Genomic DNA, 20,354 nt, shown 5'->3' on the forward strand with positions numbered 1-20,354 from the left:
ACATAAAGTTAATAGTTTAGTGTTATAATACTTTAGTAGTGTAAAGGAGCAGAATATTATGAAGCATACTATTTCGGTACTGGTAGAGAACCACAGCGGTGTTCTTTCGAGAATATCGGGGCTTTTTTCAAGACGAGGCTTTAATATCGAGAGCCTTGCGGTTGGCCCGACTGAAAATCCCGAGGTAAGCCGCATTACAATAATCGCTGACGGTGACGATCACACTGTCGAGCAGATAGAAAAGCAGCTCAACAAGCTCATTGAGGTAATAAAGGTAAAATCCTTCCGCCCGCAGGACTGCATGGCAAGAGAGCTTATGCTCTTAAAGGTCAATGCAACAGCCGAAAAGCGTCAGGAAATAATGACTATCTGCGAGATCACAGAATCAAAGGTAATCGACCTCACAGTCAACACAATGACTTTGGAGATATGCGACAAGTACGATCACCTTGTCAAGTTCGTAGCTCTTCTTGAGCCGTATGGCATAGTTGAAATGGTTAGAACAGGCACTATAGCTATACAGAGAGGCAACGAGACTATTCAGGGCAAGTAAAGACAAGATTTGTTCTTTGTACCTTTGGTACATTGTTACATAATAAAAATTATATTTGGAGGAATTCAAAATGGCAGAGGCAAAAATCTTTTATCAGCAGGACTGCGATATTAACGTATTAAAGGGCAAGCAGGTAGCTATTATCGGTTACGGCTCGCAGGGTCATGCTCACGCACTCAACCTTAAGGAGAGCGGCATCGACGTAGTTGTAGGTCTTTACGAGGGCTCCAAGAGCAAGGCTAAGGCTGAGAAGCAGGGTCTTAAGGTAGTTTCTGTTGCAGAGGCTGTTAAGACATCAGACGTTATCATGATCCTTATCCCCGATGAGAAGCAAGCTGCAATGTACAAGTCTGACATCGAGCCCAACCTCACAGAGGGCAAGACACTTGCTTTCGCACACGGCTTTAACATTCATTTCGGCTGCATAGTTCCGCCGGCTAATGTAAATGTTATCATGATCGCTCCTAAGGCTCCCGGCCACACAGTAAGATCTGAGTATCAGGCTGGCAAGGGTACACCTTGTCTCATCGCTGTTTACCAGGACGCTACTGGCAACGCTCAGGATATCGGTCTTGCTTATGCAGCAGGTATCGGCGGCGCAAGAGCCGGCGTTCTTGAGACAACATTCAGAACAGAGACTGAGACTGACCTCTTTGGTGAGCAGGCTGTTCTCTGCGGCGGTGTCTGCGCTCTTATGCAGTGCGGTTTCGAGACACTCGTTGAGGCTGGCTATGATCCGAGAAATGCTTACTTTGAGTGCATCCACGAGATGAAGCTCATCGTTGACCTCATCTATCAGTCCGGTTTCGAGGGCATGAGATATTCTATCTCAAATACAGCTGAGTACGGCGACTACATCACAGGTCCTAAGATCATCACCGAGGATACAAAGAAGGCTATGAAGAAGGTCCTCGCTGACATTCAGGACGGCAGCTTCGCTAAGGAATTCCTCCTTGACATGAGCAGTGCTGGCTCTCAGGTACACTTCAAGGCTATGAGAAAGCTCCATGCTGAGCATCCTTCTGAGAAGGTCGGCAAGGAGATCAGAAAGCTCTACAGCTGGAACAACGAGGAAGACAAGCTCGTTAACAACTAATTCTTAAGAACAGTTCAAAGCCCGAGGTCAAGTACCCCGGGCTTTTTGTTGTTGTGTTTATACGCCGCTGCTGCGAAGGGGGCGGCGAAGGCGCAGCCGTAGCAGGGGGGCGACCGCAAAGCCCCCTATCCGTAGCGTAGTAATAAGCAAAGATCTTGCCCTGAGCTGATAACCTTCAAGGCGGCTCTCTCGTCACCATAGGGTACTGCGTGGGGGCTTATACCACACCCATTCGCATTGCAAGCCGTTTTCTTTGTCAGGCCACCCACCCCAACGCAAAAAACAACCGCACCGGCTCATCACCGATGCGGTCATTTTTTTGTACTGCTATGCAAGTATCTTCTTAAGTCTCTCCATAGCCTCGACTGTTCTGTCCTTATCGCCGAAGGAGGTAAGTCTGAACCAGCCCTCGCCGTTCTTGCCGAAGCCTGCGCCGGGTGTGCCGACTACGTTTGCTTTCTCTAACAGCAGGTCAAAGAACTCCCAGCTGCCCATGCCGTTCGGGCATTTGAGCCAGATGTAGGGGCTGTTTTTGCCGCCTGTGTACTTAATGCCCAGCTCGTCGAGAGCTGCTGCGATAGTCTTTGCATTGTTCTGATAATACTCGATGTTTACCTTTATCTGCTGCTGACCCTCAGGAGTGAAAACAGCTGCTGCTGCGCACTGAACGGGATAGCTTACACCGTTAAACTTGCTGCCCTCTCGCCTGTTCCAGAGCTGCTTTAAGGATACCTCGCTGCCGTCAGATGCCTTAGCCTTCAGCTCCTCAGGAACTACTGTATAGCCGCAGCGCATACCTGTAAAGCCTGCTGTCTTTGAGAGCGAGCACATCTCGATTGCACAGGTCTTTGCGCCCTCTATAGCATAGATGCTTCTCGGGATATCATCCTCAGTGATGAAAGCTTCATAGGCTGCGTCGTAGATGATCACCGAGCCGTTTTTGTTTGCGTAGTCCACCCACTCCTTAAGCTGAGCCTTTGTGTAAGCCGAGCCTGTGGGGTTGTTGGGCGAGCAGAGGTATATGATGTCTGCCTTTACGTTCTCATCTGGCATTGCAGCAAAGCCGTTGGACTCGTCACTGTCTGCGAAGATGACCTTTCTGCCGCTCATTCTGTTTGAATCAACATACACAGGGTATGCAGGGTCTGTGATGAGGATAGTGTTATCATCGCCGAAGATATCAACGATATTGCCGCAGTCAGCCTTAGCGCCGTCATTAATTCTTATATCGTCGGCAGGCACGTCAACGCCGAAGCTCTTATAGTAGCCTGAAACAGCCTCACGCAGGAAGTCATAGCCAGCGCCCGAGTCCTCATAGCCCTTGAAGGTCTCCTTGACGCCCATTTCATCTGCGCCCTTTTTCATAGCATCAACTGCTGCCTTACAGATAGGCAGAGTTACGTCGCCGATACCCATTCTTATGATATCAGCCTCGGGGTGAGCAGCCTTATATGCGTTCACCTTCTTGGCAATATTTATGAAAAGATAATTCTTTTCCAGCTTTAAGTAGTTTTCATTTACCTTGACCATTGATATTCACTCGCTTTCTGATGAAATTATACAGTTATCTCGCCCTTGAATACAGTCACAGCATTACCTGTCATATAAACTGCATCGTCAGTTACCTTGATAACAAGGTCACCGCCTTTGAGTCTTACTGTAATGTCGGTGTTCTTCGGGCAGTAGCCGTTTAATACAGCTGCAACTGTTGCTGCGCAGGCACCTGTGCCGCAAGCCCATGTCTCGCCCGAGCCACGCTCCCATACACGCATCTTAAGGGTCGTCTCGTCGATCACCTTGATAAACTCGGTATTGACTCTGTCAGGGAACACGCTGTTGAACTCGAACTTAGGCCCGAGCTTTTCTATCTCGATGCTGTCGATATTGTTCATGAACGTTACGCAGTGGGGGTTGCCCATTGATACGCAGGTAACGTTATATGTCTCACCGTCGATATCGAGCGGCCTGTTGACTACAAGACCGTTGTCGTCCTCAGGGAGTGTTGTAGGTATGAGCGAGGGCTTAAGTATTGCCGCACCCATATTTACTGTCGCACCGTTTACCTGGCCGTAGTGGCGCTGGAGCGATACGCTCATAATGCCGCTTAGTGTTTCTATCTTCATCTCGTCACGGTCAACGATGCCGTTGTCACGCATGAATTTAGCCACGCATCTGATGCCATTGCCGCACATCTTGCCCTCTGAGCCGTCAAGGTTGAATATACGCATCTTACCGTCTGCGACCTTTGACGGGCAGATAAGTATGATACCGTCGCCGCCTATGCCGAAGTGTCTGTCAGACAGTTCAAGTGCAAGACCCTCGGGGTTGTCTATAGTCTGCTCGAAGCAGTTGATGTAGATATAGTCGTTGCCGCAGCCATGCATCTTTGTGAACTCTATCTTGTGCTTCTCGGTTCTCATGTGGTTGATATCAACTATCTCGGTAGTCGATTCGGTGAACTTCGAGCGTATAGAGTCTGCTATAGCATTAGCTGTATCTATAGATGTAAGGCAGGGAATATTCCATTCTACTGTCTTTCTTCTTATCTTAACGGAATCTCTTGTGGGTATCCTGCCCTTGGAAGATGTCGAGATAACGTAGCCCACCTTGCCGCTCTCGATGAGGGTAAGTGTGTTATGGTCGCTCTCGTGGATCTTCGGAACAGCCTCGGCAGGTATGCCGTGCTCTTCAAGCACTGCGGCTGTACCCTTTGTAGCGTATATCTTAAAACCTAAGTCATAGAACTTCTTGGCTGTCTGCGGAATCTCTCTCTTGTCAGAGTCACGGACTGTGATAAACACGCCGCCCTTCTTGCCGAGCTTATAGCCGGCAGCGATAAGGCCTTTATAAAGCGACTCCTCAAGTGAGCTTGAAACCGCAAGCACCTCGCCTGTCGATTTCATCTCAGGGCCCAACTGGTTATCAACGTCTATAAGCTTTTCAAAGCTGAACACAGGCACCTTGACTGCAACGTATGGTGAATTTCTGTAAAGCCCTGTGCCGTAGCCCATATCTGCGAGCTTTTCGCCGAGCATACACCTTGTTGCAAGGTCTACCATAGGCACGCCTGTTACCTTGGAGATATAGGGAATCGTTCTTGAAGAACGGGGGTTGACTTCGATTATATAAAGCTCATCGTGGTATGCGATATACTGGATATTTACAAGACCCTTTGTATTGAGCGCAACAGCGAGCTTGCGTGAGCAGTCAACTATACGTCTCATAAGGCTGTCGGAGACATTCCATGCAGGATATACGGCTATCGAGTCGCCGGAGTGAATACCAGTTCTCTCGATATGCTCCATGATACCGGGGATAAGTATCTCCTCTCCGTCGCAGATAGCGTCTATCTCAAGCTCTGTGCCCATGAGATACTTGTCTATAAGCACGGGGTTCTCGATACCCTGTGCAAGTATTATCGCCATATACTCTCTGATATCGTCATCGGTAAAGGCGATTATCATATTCTGACCGCCGAGAACGTAAGAGGGACGCATAAGAACAGGATAGCCTATCTCATTTGCTGCCTTCAATGCCTCGTCGCAGGTCATTACAGTGTCACCCTTGGGGCGCTTTATCTGGAGCCTTTCAAGAAGCTCATCAAAACGCTCTCTGTCCTCTGCGGCATCTATGCTGTCAGGAGGTGTACCGAGGATATTGACACCCTTGCTTGCCAAGAATTTTGTGAGCTTGATAGCTGTCTGACCGCCGAATGCAACAACAACGCCGTATGGCTTCTCGACCTTGATGATGTTATATACATCTTCATTAGTCAGCGGCTCGAAATAAAGCCTGTCAGCTGTATCAAAGTCTGTAGAAACAGTTTCGGGGTTGTTATTTACGATAACAACGTCAAAGCCCTTTTCCTTTAATGCCCACACGCAGTGAACGGAAGCATAGTCGAACTCGATACCCTGGCCTATTCTGATAGGGCCTGAACCGAATACGATGACTGTCTTATTGCCGCTTGCCTTATCGGCGATAAACTCAGCAGCTTCGTCGTCGTTGTCGTAGGTCGAGTAGAAATAAGGTGTCTGCGCAGAGAATTCAGCAGCGCAGGTATCGACCATTTTATAAACAGCCGAGAGGGGCTTTTCGACCATACAGCCGGAAAGGCGCTCAATAACGCAGTCAGGGTAGCCGAGCTTCTTAGCTTCGGTATAAAGGTCATAGGTAAGTATGCCCTTTGCAAGCTCACGCTCGATGTTGATAAGCTTTGTGAGCTTATAGAGGAACCACTCGTCTATCTTTGTGATGCTATGTATCTCATCAACTGTAACGCCACGTCTTAATGCCTCATAAACAACGAAAAGACGCTCATCGTTGCAGTCATGGAGCTTGTTTCTTATCTCCTCATCAGAAAGAGCTTCAAACTTAGGCGAGATAAGGCAGTCGTGGCCTATCTCAGCACCTCTTACAGCCTTCATGATAGCCTGCTCGAAGGTAGTGCCTATAGCCATTACCTCTCCGGTAGCCTTCATCTGAGTACCGAGCTCACGCTTAGCGTAAACGAACTTATCAAACGGCCACTTAGGCAGCTTTACAACTACATAGTCGAGTGCAGGCTCAAAGCAGGCACAGGTCTTGCCGGTAACGGCGTTCTTTATCTCATCAAGAGTATAGCCGATAGCTATCTTTGCTGCTACCTTTGCTATCGGGTAGCCTGTAGCCTTTGAAGCAAGTGCTGACGAACGTGAAACTCTGGGGTTTACTTCGATCACTGCATAGTCAAAAGTCTCAGGGTCGAGTGCGAACTGGCAGTTACAGCCGCCCTCTACCTTTAAAGTATCTATTATCTTAAGAGCTGCCGAACGGAGCATCTGATACTCCTTATCAGCAAGTGTTACGCACGGAGCGATAACGATAGAGTCGCCTGTATGAACACCGACAGGGTCGAAGTTCTCCATAGAGCAGACGGTGATGACGTTGCCCTTTGAGTCACGCATTACCTCGAACTCTATCTCCTTCCAGCCTGCGATACACTTCTCAACGAGGACCTGTGTTATAGGCGAAAGGTAGAGGCCGTTTCTTGTTATCTCACGGAGCTCCTCCTCGTTGTTGACTATTCCGCCGCCTGTACCGCCAAGGGTGAATGCAGGGCGGATAATGAGCGGATAGCCAATACCGGGCTCGTTTGCAAAATCAACAGCGCTCTCAACGTCATTGACAACGAGCGAAGGTATACAAGGCTGGCCGATAGACTCCATAGTATCCTTGAACATCTGTCTGTCCTCAGCCTTATCAATCGTCTCAGGGTTTGCGCCCAGGAGCTTTACGCCGTATTTATCAAGGAAGCCCTCTTTTGCAAGCTGCATGGACAGTGTAAGACCTGTCTGGCCGCCGAGGGTAGAGAGTACCGAGTCAGGGCGCTCTTTCTTGATGACACGCTTTACCGTTTCAAGTGTGAGCGGCTCGATATATATCTTATCAGCCATGTGGTTATCCGTCATAATGGTAGCAGGGTTGGAATTTATAAGGATAACCTCAAGCCCTTCTTCCTTGAGCGCACGGCACGCCTGTGTACCCGCATAGTCAAACTCAGCTGCCTGGCCTATTACTATAGGGCCTGAGCCTATCACGAGAACACGTTTAATATCTTTATTTAAAGGCATTTAAAAAACCTCCAGTTTCTAAGTTAACAGTTATGGTCTTTATTCCCAAAAGCTACAGCTTAAGGGGCAACAGGGCTTGCAAAAACGCAGCACCTGTAAACGGCCTTAAGGCCTACAAACTTACTTTGCCTTGTCGATAAGCTCCATAAACTCATCAAACAGGAACCCGGTATCAAGAGGGCCGCCGCAGGCTTCGGGGTGGAACTGCACCGAGAATGCCGGCATACTGTCATACTTTATACCCTCGCAGGTACCGTCGTTTGCATTTTTGAACCATATCTTTCCGCCCTCGGGGACACTGTCGTTATCGACTGCATAGCCGTGGTTCTGGCTGGTGATATACACTCTGCCTGTCTCAACGTTCTCGCAGGGCTGGTTAGCACCTCTGTGGCCGTATTTGAGCTTACTGGTCTTAGCGCCCTGTGAAAGAGCGAGCAGCTGGTGGCCAAGGCATATACCGAAGGTCGGTATCTTCTTCTCGCAGACCTTTGCAAGCTCGGCGATTATCTCTACATTCTCTGCCGGGTCGCCGGGGCCGTTTGAAAGCATTATACCGTCAGGAGCAAGCTCGAATATCCTCTCTGCCTTTGTGCCGGCAGGGATAACAGTCACCTCGCAGCCTCTGTTTACGAGCTCACGCTCGATATTAGCCTTAGCGCCGAAATCCCACAGCACTACACGTCTCTTGACGCTGACGGGAGTCTCTGTATGCTCTTCCTTGCAAGTTGTGTTCTTCACGGCATCTTTTATGGTATAGTTCTTAAGCTCTGAAAGGCCGAAGCCCGAGCCTGAGCCCTCTGTTACCACCTTGCCGTTCATAACGCCGTATTCACGCACGATCTTGGTAAGTGCTCTGGTGTCGATACCGTAGATACCGACGATTCCTTCTTTCTTTAAAAAAGTGTCAAGATCACCCTCGCAGCGGAAGTTGCTGGGCTCCTGACACCTGTCTCTGACAATATAAGCCTTCAAATGAGGACGCTCGCTTTCAAAATCAGCGGGAATAACGCCATAATTTCCTATAAGAGGAAATGTCTGACAAACTATCTGGCCATAATAGCTGGGGTCGGTAAGTGTTTCAAGATAGCCTGTCATTGCAGTAGTAAAAACTATCTCACCAACAGCTTCACCGGAAGCTCCGAAGCTCTTGCCCTCGAATATAGTGCCGTTTTCAAGTATAAGATATGCCTTTTGCACTATGCTCTCCTCCTTACATTCATGATATCAACTAATATTATAGCATATAACCCCCTATTTGTAAATAGTACATTTATGAATTTTTTACCCTGCTTTCCTGCAAAACAATGCAATTTTAACAATGCGTGCAAAAGCTTAAAAAGCATTTGCAAATGCCGGTAAGGGATGCATATCGCAAGATCAGGTCCGTCTTTGTACAGGCCATTCGCTCAGAATCACTCCGCTTGCAAACACTGATCGTACACGGAAATCCATTTACCGATTTGTAACCATTGCAGCAAACGCCGTATCAAGACTGCATTTTATACTTACCCTACAAATTTTCGTACTCGTTTGGTGAATTTTATGTGAAAGACCTTGACAAAAATTACATATGGGTGTATAATAATTACAAATTGACAACAATCCAGAAGACGTTTAAATGGAGTTTGATACAATGTATATAAAAGCAAGAATAAAGAAAATAGTCGCTATGGCGGCGGCTTTTCTGATAACAGCGACCGTTATAGGCTCGAACATCAATCAGTCTGTGCCGGTGATAAGCGCAACGCCTGACGAGTACAGGCAGAGGCTCGCAAGGCTCGATGAGAAGCAGGAGGAGCTTGACAAGAAGATATATTCCAAGGCTTCTGATATAGAATCTCAGGTAGAAAAGCTCGACGCTATAAAGGAACAGATAGACACCGTAAACGAGAAGATAAAGCTCGTTGAGGACAATATAAAGCAGACTGAGGACGAAATGGCCACCCTCGCAGGTGAGCTCTACGAGACAAAGCATCAGATAGAGGTAAAGACCGAGGAGATAAAGAAGGGTCTTGACGATTTCAGCGGAAGGCTCAGGGCTATGTATGTTGCAGGCACTGAGAGCTACACTGATGTTATCATGAACTCGGAGGATTTCTACGATGTGCTCATGAGACTGGAGCTTATACAGCGTGTGGCAGAGCATGACAATCAGGTGCTTGATGACCTTATCGCTCAGAAGAACGACCTCGAAGCCAAGCAGGTAACGCTTGAAGAACAGTCGGAAAAGTTAAAGGCAAAGAGCCTTGAATTCCAGGAGCAGAATGACGAGCTGACAGAGCAGAAAACAAAGCTCGATTACTTAAAGGAAGAGTCTGACAAGACCTTGCAGGAGCTGACAGCTGACAAGGCAGAGCTCGATGCACAGGCTGAGGAATTAAAGGCCAAGATATCCTCTGTTTCCGAAGAAGCAAAGACTGCAACTACGACTACAACAACTACCACGACTACGACCACAACGACTCCTCCCCCTGTATACACTCAGGGCTGGGTGGATTATTCTGACGACGACGACGATGACGATGATGACTGGACACCGTCGCCCGGAGTATACACAACGACAACACAGGCTCCCGAGCCTTCACGTCCTGCACAGGAGCTTTTAAACGACAGCTCACGTCAGGAGAAGATAGACATCGTACTTAACTACGCTCTCTCGAATGTAGGCGGTGCGTATGTATGGGCAGGCTCGAACTTCAGAGCTACCGACTGCTCGGGTCTTGTAATGCTCTCATACGGTCAGATAGGTATGTCGCTCCCCCACTATGCTGCATCTCAGGCATACTACGGCACGAGCGTTTCATACAATGATATGATACCCGGCGATGTAATATTCTTTGGTTACGGCTCATATGCATCTATCTACCACGTTGGCATCTATCTCGGCAACGGCAGAATGGTCGAGGCTCAGTGTGAGGAAACAGGTATCGTTATATCGAACCTCTCGAATGTTCTTACATACAGCCAGATAACAGCTATCAAGAGATACATTTAATAATGTATTATAAAGGTAAATACTAAAAGAACACATTAAACAATGATCACCCCCGAGGTTTTAAAACTTCGGGGGTCTTGCTTTTCATTAAAGGTATGGTATCTATACATTATTATATAGACCAAAAGCACCCCGACAGATACTTCCGTCGGGGGCTTTTGCAATATTGGAGGTCGTTTTTTATTTCATCGCCTAAGGCGGACCTCAGCTAAACTAAGCTGATTTAGTCATCGCCGCTGTCCTGAAGGGCATCGTAGCCTTCCTCACCGGTACGGATCTTGATGACGTTCTCGATGTCGTATACGAAGATCTTACCGTCACCGTAGCTGCCGGTGTAAAGTGCTGCCTTGGCAGCGTCTATGACAGTTCTTGCAGGTACCTTGCAGACAACTATCTCAGCCTTTACTTTAGGAAGAAGTGTTGTCTCTACAGCAGTACCTCTGTAGTAGTTCTTGGAGCCGCTCTGCATACCGCAGCCCATAACGTTTGTTACTGTGATACCGGTTATGCCTATCTGATCCATAGCGTGTATGAATTCTGCGAGCTTTGTCTGCTTGAATACTACAACTATCTTTGTGAACTTGTTTGTGTCGATGTCTGTTGTGTAGCTCTCTACCTCTACAGCCTTTTCTACAGGAACTACAGGCTTAGCAGGAGCTTCGACCTTTGTTACGCTCTTAGCGTCGTCCTTTGTATAGCCGTGCATTGAGATCTCACCCATAGAAGGAGCGAAGTCTGCATAAGAGGATACGAGGCCGTGCTCTGTAGCGTCAAGACCTATGATCTCTTCCTGCTCGGAAACTCTAAGACCAAGTGTTGCCTTTATAATAAGGAATGTTATTGTGATAGCTATTGCTGCCCAGCCTGCTACTGAAACTACGCCGAGAGCCTGAAGACCTAACTGCTCAAAACCGCCGCCATAGAGAAGGCCTTCTTCCTTGATGCCGCCTGCTTCAAGCTGGATATGATAGCCGGGTGCAGAAGATGTTGCGAAAAGACCTACAGCAAGTGTGCCCCAGATACCGTTCATCATATGAACTGCTACCGCACCGACAGGGTCGTCTATGTGGAGCTTATAGTCAAGGAGCCATACGCCGAAGCATACGAGAAGACCGGAAACAACGCCGACCATTATAGCACCGAAGCAGTCGAGCACGTCGCAGCCTGCTGTGATGCCGACAAGACCAGCAAGAGATGCGTTAAGGCACATTGAAACATCAGGCTTGCCATATTTGAGCCATGTGAATATCATACATACAACTGTTGCAACTGCAGGAGCCACTGTTGTTGTAAGGAAGATAGAGTCGAGCTGACCTACCTCAGAAGCAGCTGCCGGGTTGAAGCCATACCAGCCGAACCAGAGAATGAAGCAGCCGAGTGCGCCGAGTGTGAGGTTATGACCGGGAATAGCGTTTACTTTGATCTCGCCGTCCTTAGCCTTTGTGAATTTGCCTATACGGGGGCCGACCATCTTAGCACCGATAAGTGCGCAAACGCCGCCGACCATATGTATAGCGCAGGAACCCGAAAGATCGTGGAAACCAAGCTCTGCGAGCCAGCCGCCGCCCCATATCCAGTGTGCTTCTACCGGATAGATGAAAGCTGAGATTACTGCTGAGTATACGCAGTAGGATAAGAACTTAGTTCTTTCAGCCATAGCGCCTGATACTATAGTAGCAGTTGTAGCACAGAACACGAGGTTGAATACGAACTGATCCCATGCGAAGTTGTCGTAGCTTGTGAAGATATCAAAGCCGGGCTTACCGATGATGCCCATTGCATCTTCACCGAGAAGAAGGCCGAAGCCTATTGCTATGAACATTACTGTACCGATACAGAAATCCATAAGGTTTTTCATGATGATGTTGCCTGCATTTTTAGCACGGGTAAAGCCCGTCTCCACCATTGCAAAGCCCGCCTGCATAAAGAACACAAGCGCTACGGCTATCATGAACCACACGCCGTATATCGCCGAGTTGGTCTCACTGATGGCCTCCATGATTTTTTCCAGTTCCATAAAAAGATCCCTCCCAAAAAATAAAGAGCGTATAAGTCGAACCTGAAACTTATACACTCCATTGTGTAACTATATACAGCAGCATTTGCGATACCGCAAAAGGCATACAAGACCCGAGCGTTATTACAAAAAAAGACTGCAAGCCAATTCAAGCTCGCAGCCTCGTTGCTGTCTATGTGCAAATTATAAATCAGCCTGTGCGATTTGTCAAGGGGGTTTTTCGCAAATCGTTAAAAATTACAATTTTTTGCATTTTTGAGATTTGTATTTACGTTCATTTTTCACAAATCTTCGCAAATAGCGCCGGAACACTTGACTTTTCAGACTTTTTATGCTAATATTTGTATAAAGAGCAAAGGCGTTCTTTATGGGTGGTGCCCAAAGTATGCCTTTGCTTTTTTGTTTTACAGCGTCTTGCGGTCTGCCCGTAAGGACGCTTTTTTATTTAGGGCAATACCGCACGACCATTGTGTGTCAGATGCGCAGTCGGATTTTTCGTCAGATTGCATAGAAAATTCGCAGGCATACTACCGTATGGCAAGAATTCTCTGTGTGATATGACGGAAAATCCGCAAGTAGATGGCACACAAAGGTATCCGCCGGTGGTTGTGCGGTATTGCCTTAGTTAACAGTTAACAGTGTACAGTTAACTATAAACTTATCATGAGGTGTTGAAAATGGAAAATTTGAGCAGAGAACTCTATCAGCAGAAGGGTATGTATGACAAACGCTTCGAGCATGACAGCTGCGGTATAGGTGCAGTAGTCAATATAAAGGGAAGGCGCTCTCACAAGGTAGTGTCTGACGCTCTTTCTATCGTTGAGAAGCTCGAACACCGTGCCGGCAAGGACGGCGAGGGCAAGACAGGCGACGGCGTAGGTATACTTACACAGATACCTGATTCTTTATATCACAGAAAGTGCAAGGAGCTCGGATTTGAGATAGGCTCTGACGGTGATTACGGCGTCGGTATGTTCTTTTTCCCGCAGAACGAGCTAAAAAGAAGCGTTGCTAAAAAGATGTTTGAGGTGATTCTCTGCAAGAGAGGTATGCAGCTTCTTGGCTGGCGTGATGTTCCGCATGATGCGGATATCTTAGGCTCCCGTGCAAAGGAGAGTATGCCTTTTATATGCCAGGGCTTTGTAAAGAGACCTGAGAATGTGGAAAAGGGTCTTCCCTTTGACAGGCAGCTCTACATTGCAAGGCGCATATTTGAGCAGGCAAATGAGACAAGCTATGTTTGCTCGCTCTCATCGAGAACTGTTGTATACAAGGGTATGTTCCTTGTAGGACAGCTCAGGAGATTCTACAAGGATCTTCAGGAGAAGGATTATGTATCTGCTATCGCTATGGTACACAGCCGCTTCTCAACAAACACGATACCCAGCTGGGAAAAGGCTCACCCCAACCGCATAATCGTTCACAACGGCGAGATAAACACTATCACAGGCAATGCCGACAAGATGCTCGCCCGTGAGGAGACTATGCACTGCAAGGCATTCGAGGACGATATGAGCAACATCCTCCCTGCTATAAACGTTAACGGCTCTGACTCGGCAAGGCTTGACAATGCACTTGAATTCATGGTAATGTCCGGTATGCCGCTTCCGCTCGCAGTTATGATATCCATACCCGAGCCGTGGAGCAATATGCGTGATATCTCAAAGGACAAGTACGACTTCTATCAGTATTACGCAACTATGATGGAACCGTGGGACGGCCCTGCATCTATACTTTTCTCTGACGGTGAGGTAATGGGTGCCGTGCTTGATCGAAACGGTCTGCGTCCTTCAAGATACTGCATCACAAAGGACGGCTTCCTTATCCTTTCATCCGAGACAGGCTGCATAGATGTTGCACCTGAGAATATAGTAAAGAAGGATAGGCTTCGTCCCGGCAAGATGCTGCTTGCTGACACAAAGGAAGGCCGCATAAAGGACGATGCTGAGCTTAAGAAATACTATTCGAGATTACAGCCCTACGGCGAATGGCTCGACAACGGGCTGGTAAGGCTGCATGATCTGCACATACCCAACAAGCACGTTCCGAGCTACGACTCAAAGCAGCTTGAAAAGATGCAGAAGGCATTCGGCTATACATACGAGGATATAATGAATGTTATACTCCCGATGTCGCAGAATGCTGCCGAGCCTATCATCTCAATGGGCTCTGACATTGCTCTCCCCCAGCTCGACAAGAACGATCCGCCGCTGTTCTCATATTTCAGACAGCTGTTTGCGCAGGTAACAAATCCGCCTTTCGATGCGATAAGAGAGCACATAGTAACAGACACAGCTATGTACATCGGCAAGGACGGCAATCTGCTTGAAGAAACAGCAGACAACTGCCGTGTGCTCAAGGTCGAGAACCCGATACTCACAAGCACAGATATGCTCAAGATAAAGGCGCTCGACAACGACTGGCTGCGCTCGGCTGTAATATCAATTACATATTATATAGGTACAACTCTTGAAACTGCTATAGAGAAGCTCTTTATCGAGGCTGACAAGGCTTACAGAGCAGGCGCTAACATACTTATCCTCTCTGACAGAGACATTGATGAATACCGTGCAGCTATCCCCTCGCTGCTTGCAGTTGCGGCTTTACAGCAGCACCTTGTAGCAACAAAGAAACGCACAGCTGTATCAATAGTATTAGAGAGTGCAGAGCCAAGAGCTGTTCACCACTTCGCAACTCTGCTCGGCTACGGTGCCTGCGCTGTCAACCCGTATCTTGCACAGGAGACTATCAGGGAGCTTATCGACACAGGGCTGCTTGACAAGGACTTCTACGCAGCAGAGAACGACTACAACAAGGCTATACTCGACGGCATAGTAAAGATATCCTCAAAAATGGGTATCTCCTCGATACAGTCCTACCACGGCTCGAAGCTGTTTGAGGCTGTGGGCATCTCGCAGGAGCTCATTGATAAATACTTCAAGGGCACTGTCAGCAGGATAGGCGGCATCAAGCTCGACGACATCAGCTGCAGAACAGAAAAGCTCCACCGTGCAGCATTTGATCCGCTCGGCTTTGAAACACCCAAGGGCATCGAGAGCTCGGGCAGCCACAGACTGCGCAGCGGCAAGACAGAGCATCTTTACACACCTGAGATAATACATCTGCTCCAGAAAGCAGCATGGAACAATGACCAGGCAGCATACGATGAATATTCAAGCAAGCTGACCGCAAAGCAGCTGACTATAAGAAGCCTTCTCGGCATTAAGTTTGACGAGAACGGCGGCATACCGATTGAAGAAGTCGAGAGCGCTGAAAGCATCATGAAGCGTTTCAAGACAGGTGCTATGAGCTATGGCTCAATCTCCAAGGAAGCACACGAGTGTCTTGCTCAGGCTATGAACAGCATCGGCGGCAAGTCAAACAGCGGCGAAGGCGGTGAGGACGCTGAAAGGCTCGGCACTATCAAGGGCTCGGCTATCAAGCAGGTCGCATCTGGCAGATTTGGTGTTACGAATGAATACCTCGTTTCTGCAAGCGAGATACAGATAAAAATGGCACAGGGCGCAAAGCCCGGCGAGGGCGGTCACTTACCGAAGAACAAGGTATATCCGTGGATAGCAAAGACACGTCACTCAACGGCAGGCGTTGGTCTTATCTCACCGCCGCCTCATCACGACATCTATTCGATAGAAGACCTTGCAGAGCTTATCTACGACCTTAAGAACGCAAACGACAAGGCTCGTATATCGGTCAAGCTCGTAAGCGAGGCCGGTGTCGGAACTGTAGCCTGCGGCGTTGCAAAGGCAGGCGCTCAGATAATACTTATCTCGGGCTTTGACGGCGGCACAGGTGCAGCCCCCGGAAGCTCGGTATACAACGCAGGTCTCCCGTGGGAGTCGGGCATAGCTGAGGTACACCAGTGCCTTTGCATGAACGGTCTGCGTTCAAAGGTAACTATAGAAACAGACGGCAAGCTCATGACAGGCCGTGACATACTTATAGCAGCACTCTTAGGTGCAGAGGAATACGGCTTTGCTACCGCTCCGCTGGTTACTATGGGCTGCGTAATGATGAGAGTATGCGACAAGGATACCTGCCCTATGGGTATAGCAACACAGAACCCCGAGCTCAGAAAGCGCTTCAAGGGCAAGCCTGAATACGTTATAAACTTCCTGCGCTTTGCAGCAGAGGAGATGAGAGCTTACATGGCTCGTCTCGGAATAAGAACTGTTGACGAGCTCATAGGCAGGACTGACCTTCTCTACTCGAAGGCTGACAAAGACGTAGACCTTTCAAGGATACTTTTCTACTCGGAGAGCGACAAGCAGCATTTCGTTGATGCTGACAAATACGACTTCGAGCTTGAAAAGACACTTGATGAGCGTGTGCTCAAAAAAGGTCTTGCAAAGGCTTTAAAGAGCAAGGAGAAAAAGAGCATAGATGTTGAGGTATCAAACACCGACCGTGCATTCGGCACAGCGCTCGGTTCACAGATAACCCGTGCTTTCGGCACAGACATCGAGGAAGGTACATTCACTATCAACTGTCATGGCTCGGGCGGACAGAGCTTCGGTGCATTTATACCGAAGGGTCTGACACTCAGGCTGACAGGCGACTCAAACGACTACTTCGGCAAGGGTCTTTCGGGCGGCGAGCTCGTACTTATGACACCTGAGAAGTCGGGCTTTGAGGCTGACGAGAACATCATCTGCGGCAACGTAGCGCTTTACGGTGCTACATCGGGCAAGGCATTCATAAACGGCATAGCCGGTGAGCGTTTCTGCGTAAGAAACTCTGGTGCTACTGCTGTATGCGAGGGTGTAGGCGACCACGGCTGCGAATACATGACAGGCGGCGTGGCTGTTATCCTCGGCACGACAGGCAAGAACTTTGCAGCTGGTATGTCTGGCGGTATCGCATATGTTCTCGATGAGAACAGAGACCTCTACATGAGACTGAACAAGGAGCTTGTAAACTCCACAGAGGTAACAGAAAAGCACGACATAAAGAACCTGCGCTCACTTATCGAAGAGCACCTTGAAAAGACAGGTTCTGCAAAGGCAAAACACATTCTTGACGACTTCGGCAGCTATCTGCCCATGTTCAAGAAGATAATACCGCACGATTATTCAAATATGCACAAGGCAATGATAGAGCTTGAAGAAAAGGGTCTGACACACGAGCAGGCAGAGATAGAAGCATTTGAGCTTATAAAGAAGGAGAAATGACCTATGGGTAAGCCGACTGGTTTTATGGAATATGAAAGGCAGGAAAACACTGCCGCAGCGCCTCTTGACAGAATAAAGGATTTTAACGACTTCCACCGCCCTCTTGACGAGCAGTCAAGAAGGCAGCAGGCGGCAAGGTGCATGAACTGCGGTGTGCCGTTCTGCCAGAACGGGCAGCTCATAGGCGGAATGATGAGCGGCTGCCCTTTAAACAACCTCATTCCCGAATGGGGCGAGTTACTTTACAGAGGCAGGCCTGAGCTTGCACTTGAAAGACTGCTGATGACTAACCCCTTCCCCGAGTTCACATCAAGAGTGTGTCCGGCACTGTGCGAGAAAGCCTGCATATGCGGCGTGAACGACTCGCCGGTAACGGTAAGGGACAACGAGAGAATGATAATCGAATACGGCTATGAGAACGGCCTGATAAAGTCCATAGCCGAGCAGCACAAGACCGGCAAAAAGATAGCAGTCATCGGCTCAGGTCCTTCGGGACTTGCAGCTGCTGATATGCTCAGCCGCAGAGGCCACAGCGTAACGGTCTTCGAGCGTGAGGATGCAGTTGGCGGCCTGCTCATGTACGGCATACCGAACATGAAGCTCGAAAAGGACATTATAAGCAGACGTGTCAAGATAATGGAGCAGCAGGGCGTTGAGTTCAGAACAAGCTGCAATGTAGGCGTAGATGTTTCATCACAGGAGATAGCTGATGAATTTGATGCAGTTATCCTTGCCTGCGGCGCTTCAAAGCCGAGAGACATAAACGCACCCGGGCGTGATGCTAAAGGTGTCAGATTTGCAGTGGATTACTTAAAGGACTGCACAAAGACACTGCTTTCAGGCAGCAAGCCCAAGGAAGCAAAGGGCAAGAACGTGATAGTAATAGGCGGCGGTGACACAGGCAACGACTGTGTAGGCACAGCTGTAAGACAGGGCTGCAAGAGCGTTACACAGCTTGAGATAATGCCAAAGCTCCCTGACGAAAGAGCAGCAGACAACCCCTTCCCCGAGTGGCCTAAGGTATGCAAGACAGACTACGGCCAGGAGGAAGCAGCCGCAGTATTCGGCAGCGACCCGAGGATATATCAGACAACCGTCAAGGAATTCATAAAGGACGATAACGGAGCACTTAAGGCCGTAAAGACAGTCAAGCTCGACTTCTCCTCAGGCAGAGGTGTTGAGGTAGAGGGCAGCGAGCAGACGCTCCCCTGCGAGATAGCACTTATCGCCGCAGGCTTCCTCGGCTGCGAGGAATATGTAGCTGAGGCATTCGGTGCAAAGCTAAGTGAGCGCAACAGGCTCACATCTGAAGGACACCGCATCGGCGGCAAGCTCTTCTGTGCAGGCGATGCACACATCGGCCAGTCGCTGGTCGTAAGAGCTATCCGTGAAGGCATCGACTGCGCCCGTGAAGCTGATGAGTTTCTTATGGGCTACACACTTCTTTAAGGAGGAAACACCGTGACAGGACAGTTACACGAGGAATGCGGCGTTTTCGGTATATTTGACAAGGACGCAGGTACTGCAAGCAGTACCTGCTACGGTCTTTATGCGCTCCAGCACAGGGGGCAGGAAAGCTGCGGCATCGCCGTCTGTGATGACGGTATTATGCGCTGTGAAAAGGATATGGGGCTCGTGTCTGAGGTGTTTGACAGCGAGCGTGTGGCATCACTCGGCTCGGCTCAGATGGCAGTCGGCCATGTAAGATACTCGACCACCGGCGGAAACGAGCAGAGCAACATTCAGCCGCTGTGCATAAGGCACATAAAGGGCAACATGGCGCTCGTTCACAACGGCAACTTAGTAAATGCGGCAGAGCTCAGGTCACAGTTTGAGCTGTCGGGTGCGATATTCCACTGCACGACTGACAGCGAAGCGATAGCCTATGCGATAGTACGTGAAAGAATAAACTGCGGCTCGACTGAAGAAGCTATCGCCAGAGCTATGAAAGAGCTTAAGGGCGCATATTCCTGCATAGTAATGACAGCCACAAAACTGATAGCCTTCCGTGACCCGTTCGGGCTAAGGCCGTTATGCATCGGGCAGAAAGAAAACGGCGCATATGTCTTTGTATCTGAAAGCTGTGCGCTTGATGCAGTAAGAGCAAGGCTGCTGCGTGATGTTGAGCCGGGCGAGATAGTCACTGTCAGCGAAGACGGGCTCTCGTCAATAAAGCTGCCGAAGAAAAAAAGAAGTGTATGCATATTTGAGTACATATACTTTGCAAGACCTGACTCGGTGATAGAGGGTGTAAGTGTTCACCATTCACGAATCAAGGCAGGAAGGATACTTGCAAAGAACTCCCCCGTTGAGGCTGATGTTGTAATAGGTGTGCCGGATTCGGGCATTGATGCAGCACTTGGCTATGCTGAGGAGAGCGGCATTCCCTACGGCATGGGTTTCATCAAGAACAAATACATAGGCCGCAGCTTTATCGAGCCTACACAGGCAGAGCGTGCTGACAAGGTAAGGATAAAGCTCAGCGTCATAAAGGAAACTGTTGCCGGGAAGCGTGTCGTGATGATAGACGACTCTATCGTGCGCGGCACGACAAGTGCAAGGATAATAAGGCTGCTGCGTGAGGCAGGGGCTAAGGAAGTACACGTCCGCATAACTGCTCCGCCGTTTCTGCACTCATGCTATTTCGGAACGGACATCGACAGCGAGGAGAACCTTATCTCCAGCAGACTTCACCGTACAGAGGCCGTAGCCAAAGAGATAGGCGCTGACTCTCTTGCATTCTTCCCGAACGAGAAGCTCTGCGAGCTTGCAGGAGAAGGCTTCTGCGACGGCTGCTTCAGCGGAAACTATCCCCTTGATGTATCCGGCGCCGGCAGGAAAGACAAGTTTGATAAAAAAATACACGAGAGTTGACAAGCAAGCGGCTGATAG

At 48.9% G+C, this 20,354-nt stretch carries 10 protein-coding genes; 6 read left to right on the forward strand and 4 right to left on the reverse strand.

Features of this window, described 5'->3' with window-relative positions:
* The first annotated feature begins 58 nt into the window (after window positions 1-58).
* Both ilvN and ilvC read left to right on the forward strand, forming a co-directional pair.
* Window positions 59-553 (forward strand): acetolactate synthase small subunit, encoded by a 495-nt coding sequence (ilvN, locus tag CD05_RS0107845; protein WP_028510049.1) that lies wholly within the window; start codon window positions 59-61, stop codon window positions 551-553.
* A gap of 70 nt (window positions 554-623) precedes the next feature.
* The gene (gene ilvC, locus CD05_RS0107850) at window positions 624-1,649 is read left to right on the forward strand and encodes a ketol-acid reductoisomerase (protein WP_028510050.1); all 1,026 of its coding nucleotides are present in this window, start codon (window positions 624-626) and stop codon (window positions 1,647-1,649) included.
* 327 nt (window positions 1,650-1,976) lie between these two features.
* On the opposite strand, the gene CD05_RS0107855 is transcribed toward ilvC, so the two are convergent.
* The 3 genes from CD05_RS0107855 to CD05_RS0107865 all read right to left on the reverse strand — a co-directional run bounded on the left by CD05_RS0107855 (window position 1,977) and on the right by CD05_RS0107865 (window position 8,461).
* Window positions 1,977-3,179 carry an LL-diaminopimelate aminotransferase gene (locus CD05_RS0107855; protein WP_028510051.1) on the reverse strand — a complete coding sequence of 401 codons (1,203 nt, stop codon included), beginning with the start codon at window positions 3,177-3,179 and terminating at the stop codon, window positions 1,977-1,979.
* A gap of 26 nt (window positions 3,180-3,205) precedes the next feature.
* Entirely contained in the window at window positions 3,206-7,261 is a 4,056-nt protein-coding gene (carB, locus tag CD05_RS17840) for a carbamoyl-phosphate synthase large subunit (RefSeq protein ID WP_084262138.1), read from the reverse strand.
* A 120-nt stretch (window positions 7,262-7,381) separates the two neighbouring features.
* Window positions 7,382-8,461 (reverse strand): carbamoyl phosphate synthase small subunit, encoded by a 1,080-nt coding sequence (locus CD05_RS0107865; RefSeq protein ID WP_028510052.1) that lies wholly within the window; start codon window positions 8,459-8,461, stop codon window positions 7,382-7,384.
* 433 nt (window positions 8,462-8,894) lie between these two features.
* Here CD05_RS0107865 and CD05_RS0107870 point away from each other — a divergent pair, with 433 nt between their 5' ends.
* Window positions 8,895-10,256 (forward strand): C40 family peptidase, encoded by a 1,362-nt coding sequence (locus tag CD05_RS0107870; RefSeq protein ID WP_037322900.1) that lies wholly within the window; start codon window positions 8,895-8,897, stop codon window positions 10,254-10,256.
* Window positions 10,257-10,479: 223 nt separating this feature from the next.
* Here the strand turns inward: CD05_RS0107870 and CD05_RS0107875 are convergent, their stop codons facing one another.
* Complete coding sequence (locus CD05_RS0107875; RefSeq protein WP_028510054.1) at window positions 10,480-12,273, reverse strand: ammonium transporter; 1,794 nt, start codon at window positions 12,271-12,273, stop codon at window positions 10,480-10,482.
* A gap of 677 nt (window positions 12,274-12,950) precedes the next feature.
* Between CD05_RS0107875 and gltB the strand changes: the two genes are divergently transcribed.
* The 3 genes from gltB to purF are packed head-to-tail and all read left to right on the forward strand — an operon-like array spanning window position 12,951 to window position 20,336.
* Window positions 12,951-17,462 (forward strand): glutamate synthase large subunit, encoded by a 4,512-nt coding sequence (gene gltB, locus CD05_RS0107880; protein ID WP_028510055.1) that lies wholly within the window; start codon window positions 12,951-12,953, stop codon window positions 17,460-17,462.
* A gap of 3 nt (window positions 17,463-17,465) precedes the next feature.
* Window positions 17,466-18,911, forward strand: coding sequence for a glutamate synthase subunit beta (locus CD05_RS0107885; protein ID WP_028510056.1), 1,446 nt, complete (start codon window positions 17,466-17,468; stop codon window positions 18,909-18,911).
* 12 nt (window positions 18,912-18,923) lie between these two features.
* Entirely contained in the window at window positions 18,924-20,336 is a 1,413-nt protein-coding gene (gene purF / locus CD05_RS0107890; RefSeq protein WP_028510057.1) for an amidophosphoribosyltransferase, read from the forward strand.
* Window positions 20,337-20,354: the final 18 nt, after the last annotated feature.

The sequence above is a fragment of the Ruminococcus sp. NK3A76 genome, assembly GCF_000686125.1.
Classification (GTDB): domain Bacteria; phylum Bacillota; class Clostridia; order Oscillospirales; family Ruminococcaceae; genus NK3A76.

What these genes read in the sequence shown, in the direction of transcription:
- ilvN (WP_028510049.1), top strand. Translation starts at nt 59, where the DNA reads ATGAAGCATACTATTTCGGTACTGGTAGAGAACCACAGCGGTGTTCTT.
- ilvC (WP_028510050.1), top strand. Translation starts at nt 624, where the DNA reads ATGGCAGAGGCAAAAATCTTTTATCAGCAGGACTGCGATATTAACGTA.
- CD05_RS0107855 (WP_028510051.1), bottom strand. Translation starts at nt 3,179, where the DNA reads ATGGTCAAGGTAAATGAAAACTACTTAAAGCTGGAAAAGAATTATCTT.
- carB (WP_084262138.1), bottom strand. Translation starts at nt 7,261, where the DNA reads ATGCCTTTAAATAAAGATATTAAACGTGTTCTCGTGATAGGCTCAGGC.
- CD05_RS0107870 (WP_037322900.1), top strand. Translation starts at nt 8,895, where the DNA reads ATGTATATAAAAGCAAGAATAAAGAAAATAGTCGCTATGGCGGCGGCT.
- CD05_RS0107875 (WP_028510054.1), bottom strand. Translation starts at nt 12,273, where the DNA reads ATGGAACTGGAAAAAATCATGGAGGCCATCAGTGAGACCAACTCGGCG.
- gltB (WP_028510055.1), top strand. Translation starts at nt 12,951, where the DNA reads ATGGAAAATTTGAGCAGAGAACTCTATCAGCAGAAGGGTATGTATGAC.
- CD05_RS0107885 (WP_028510056.1), top strand. Translation starts at nt 17,466, where the DNA reads ATGGGTAAGCCGACTGGTTTTATGGAATATGAAAGGCAGGAAAACACT.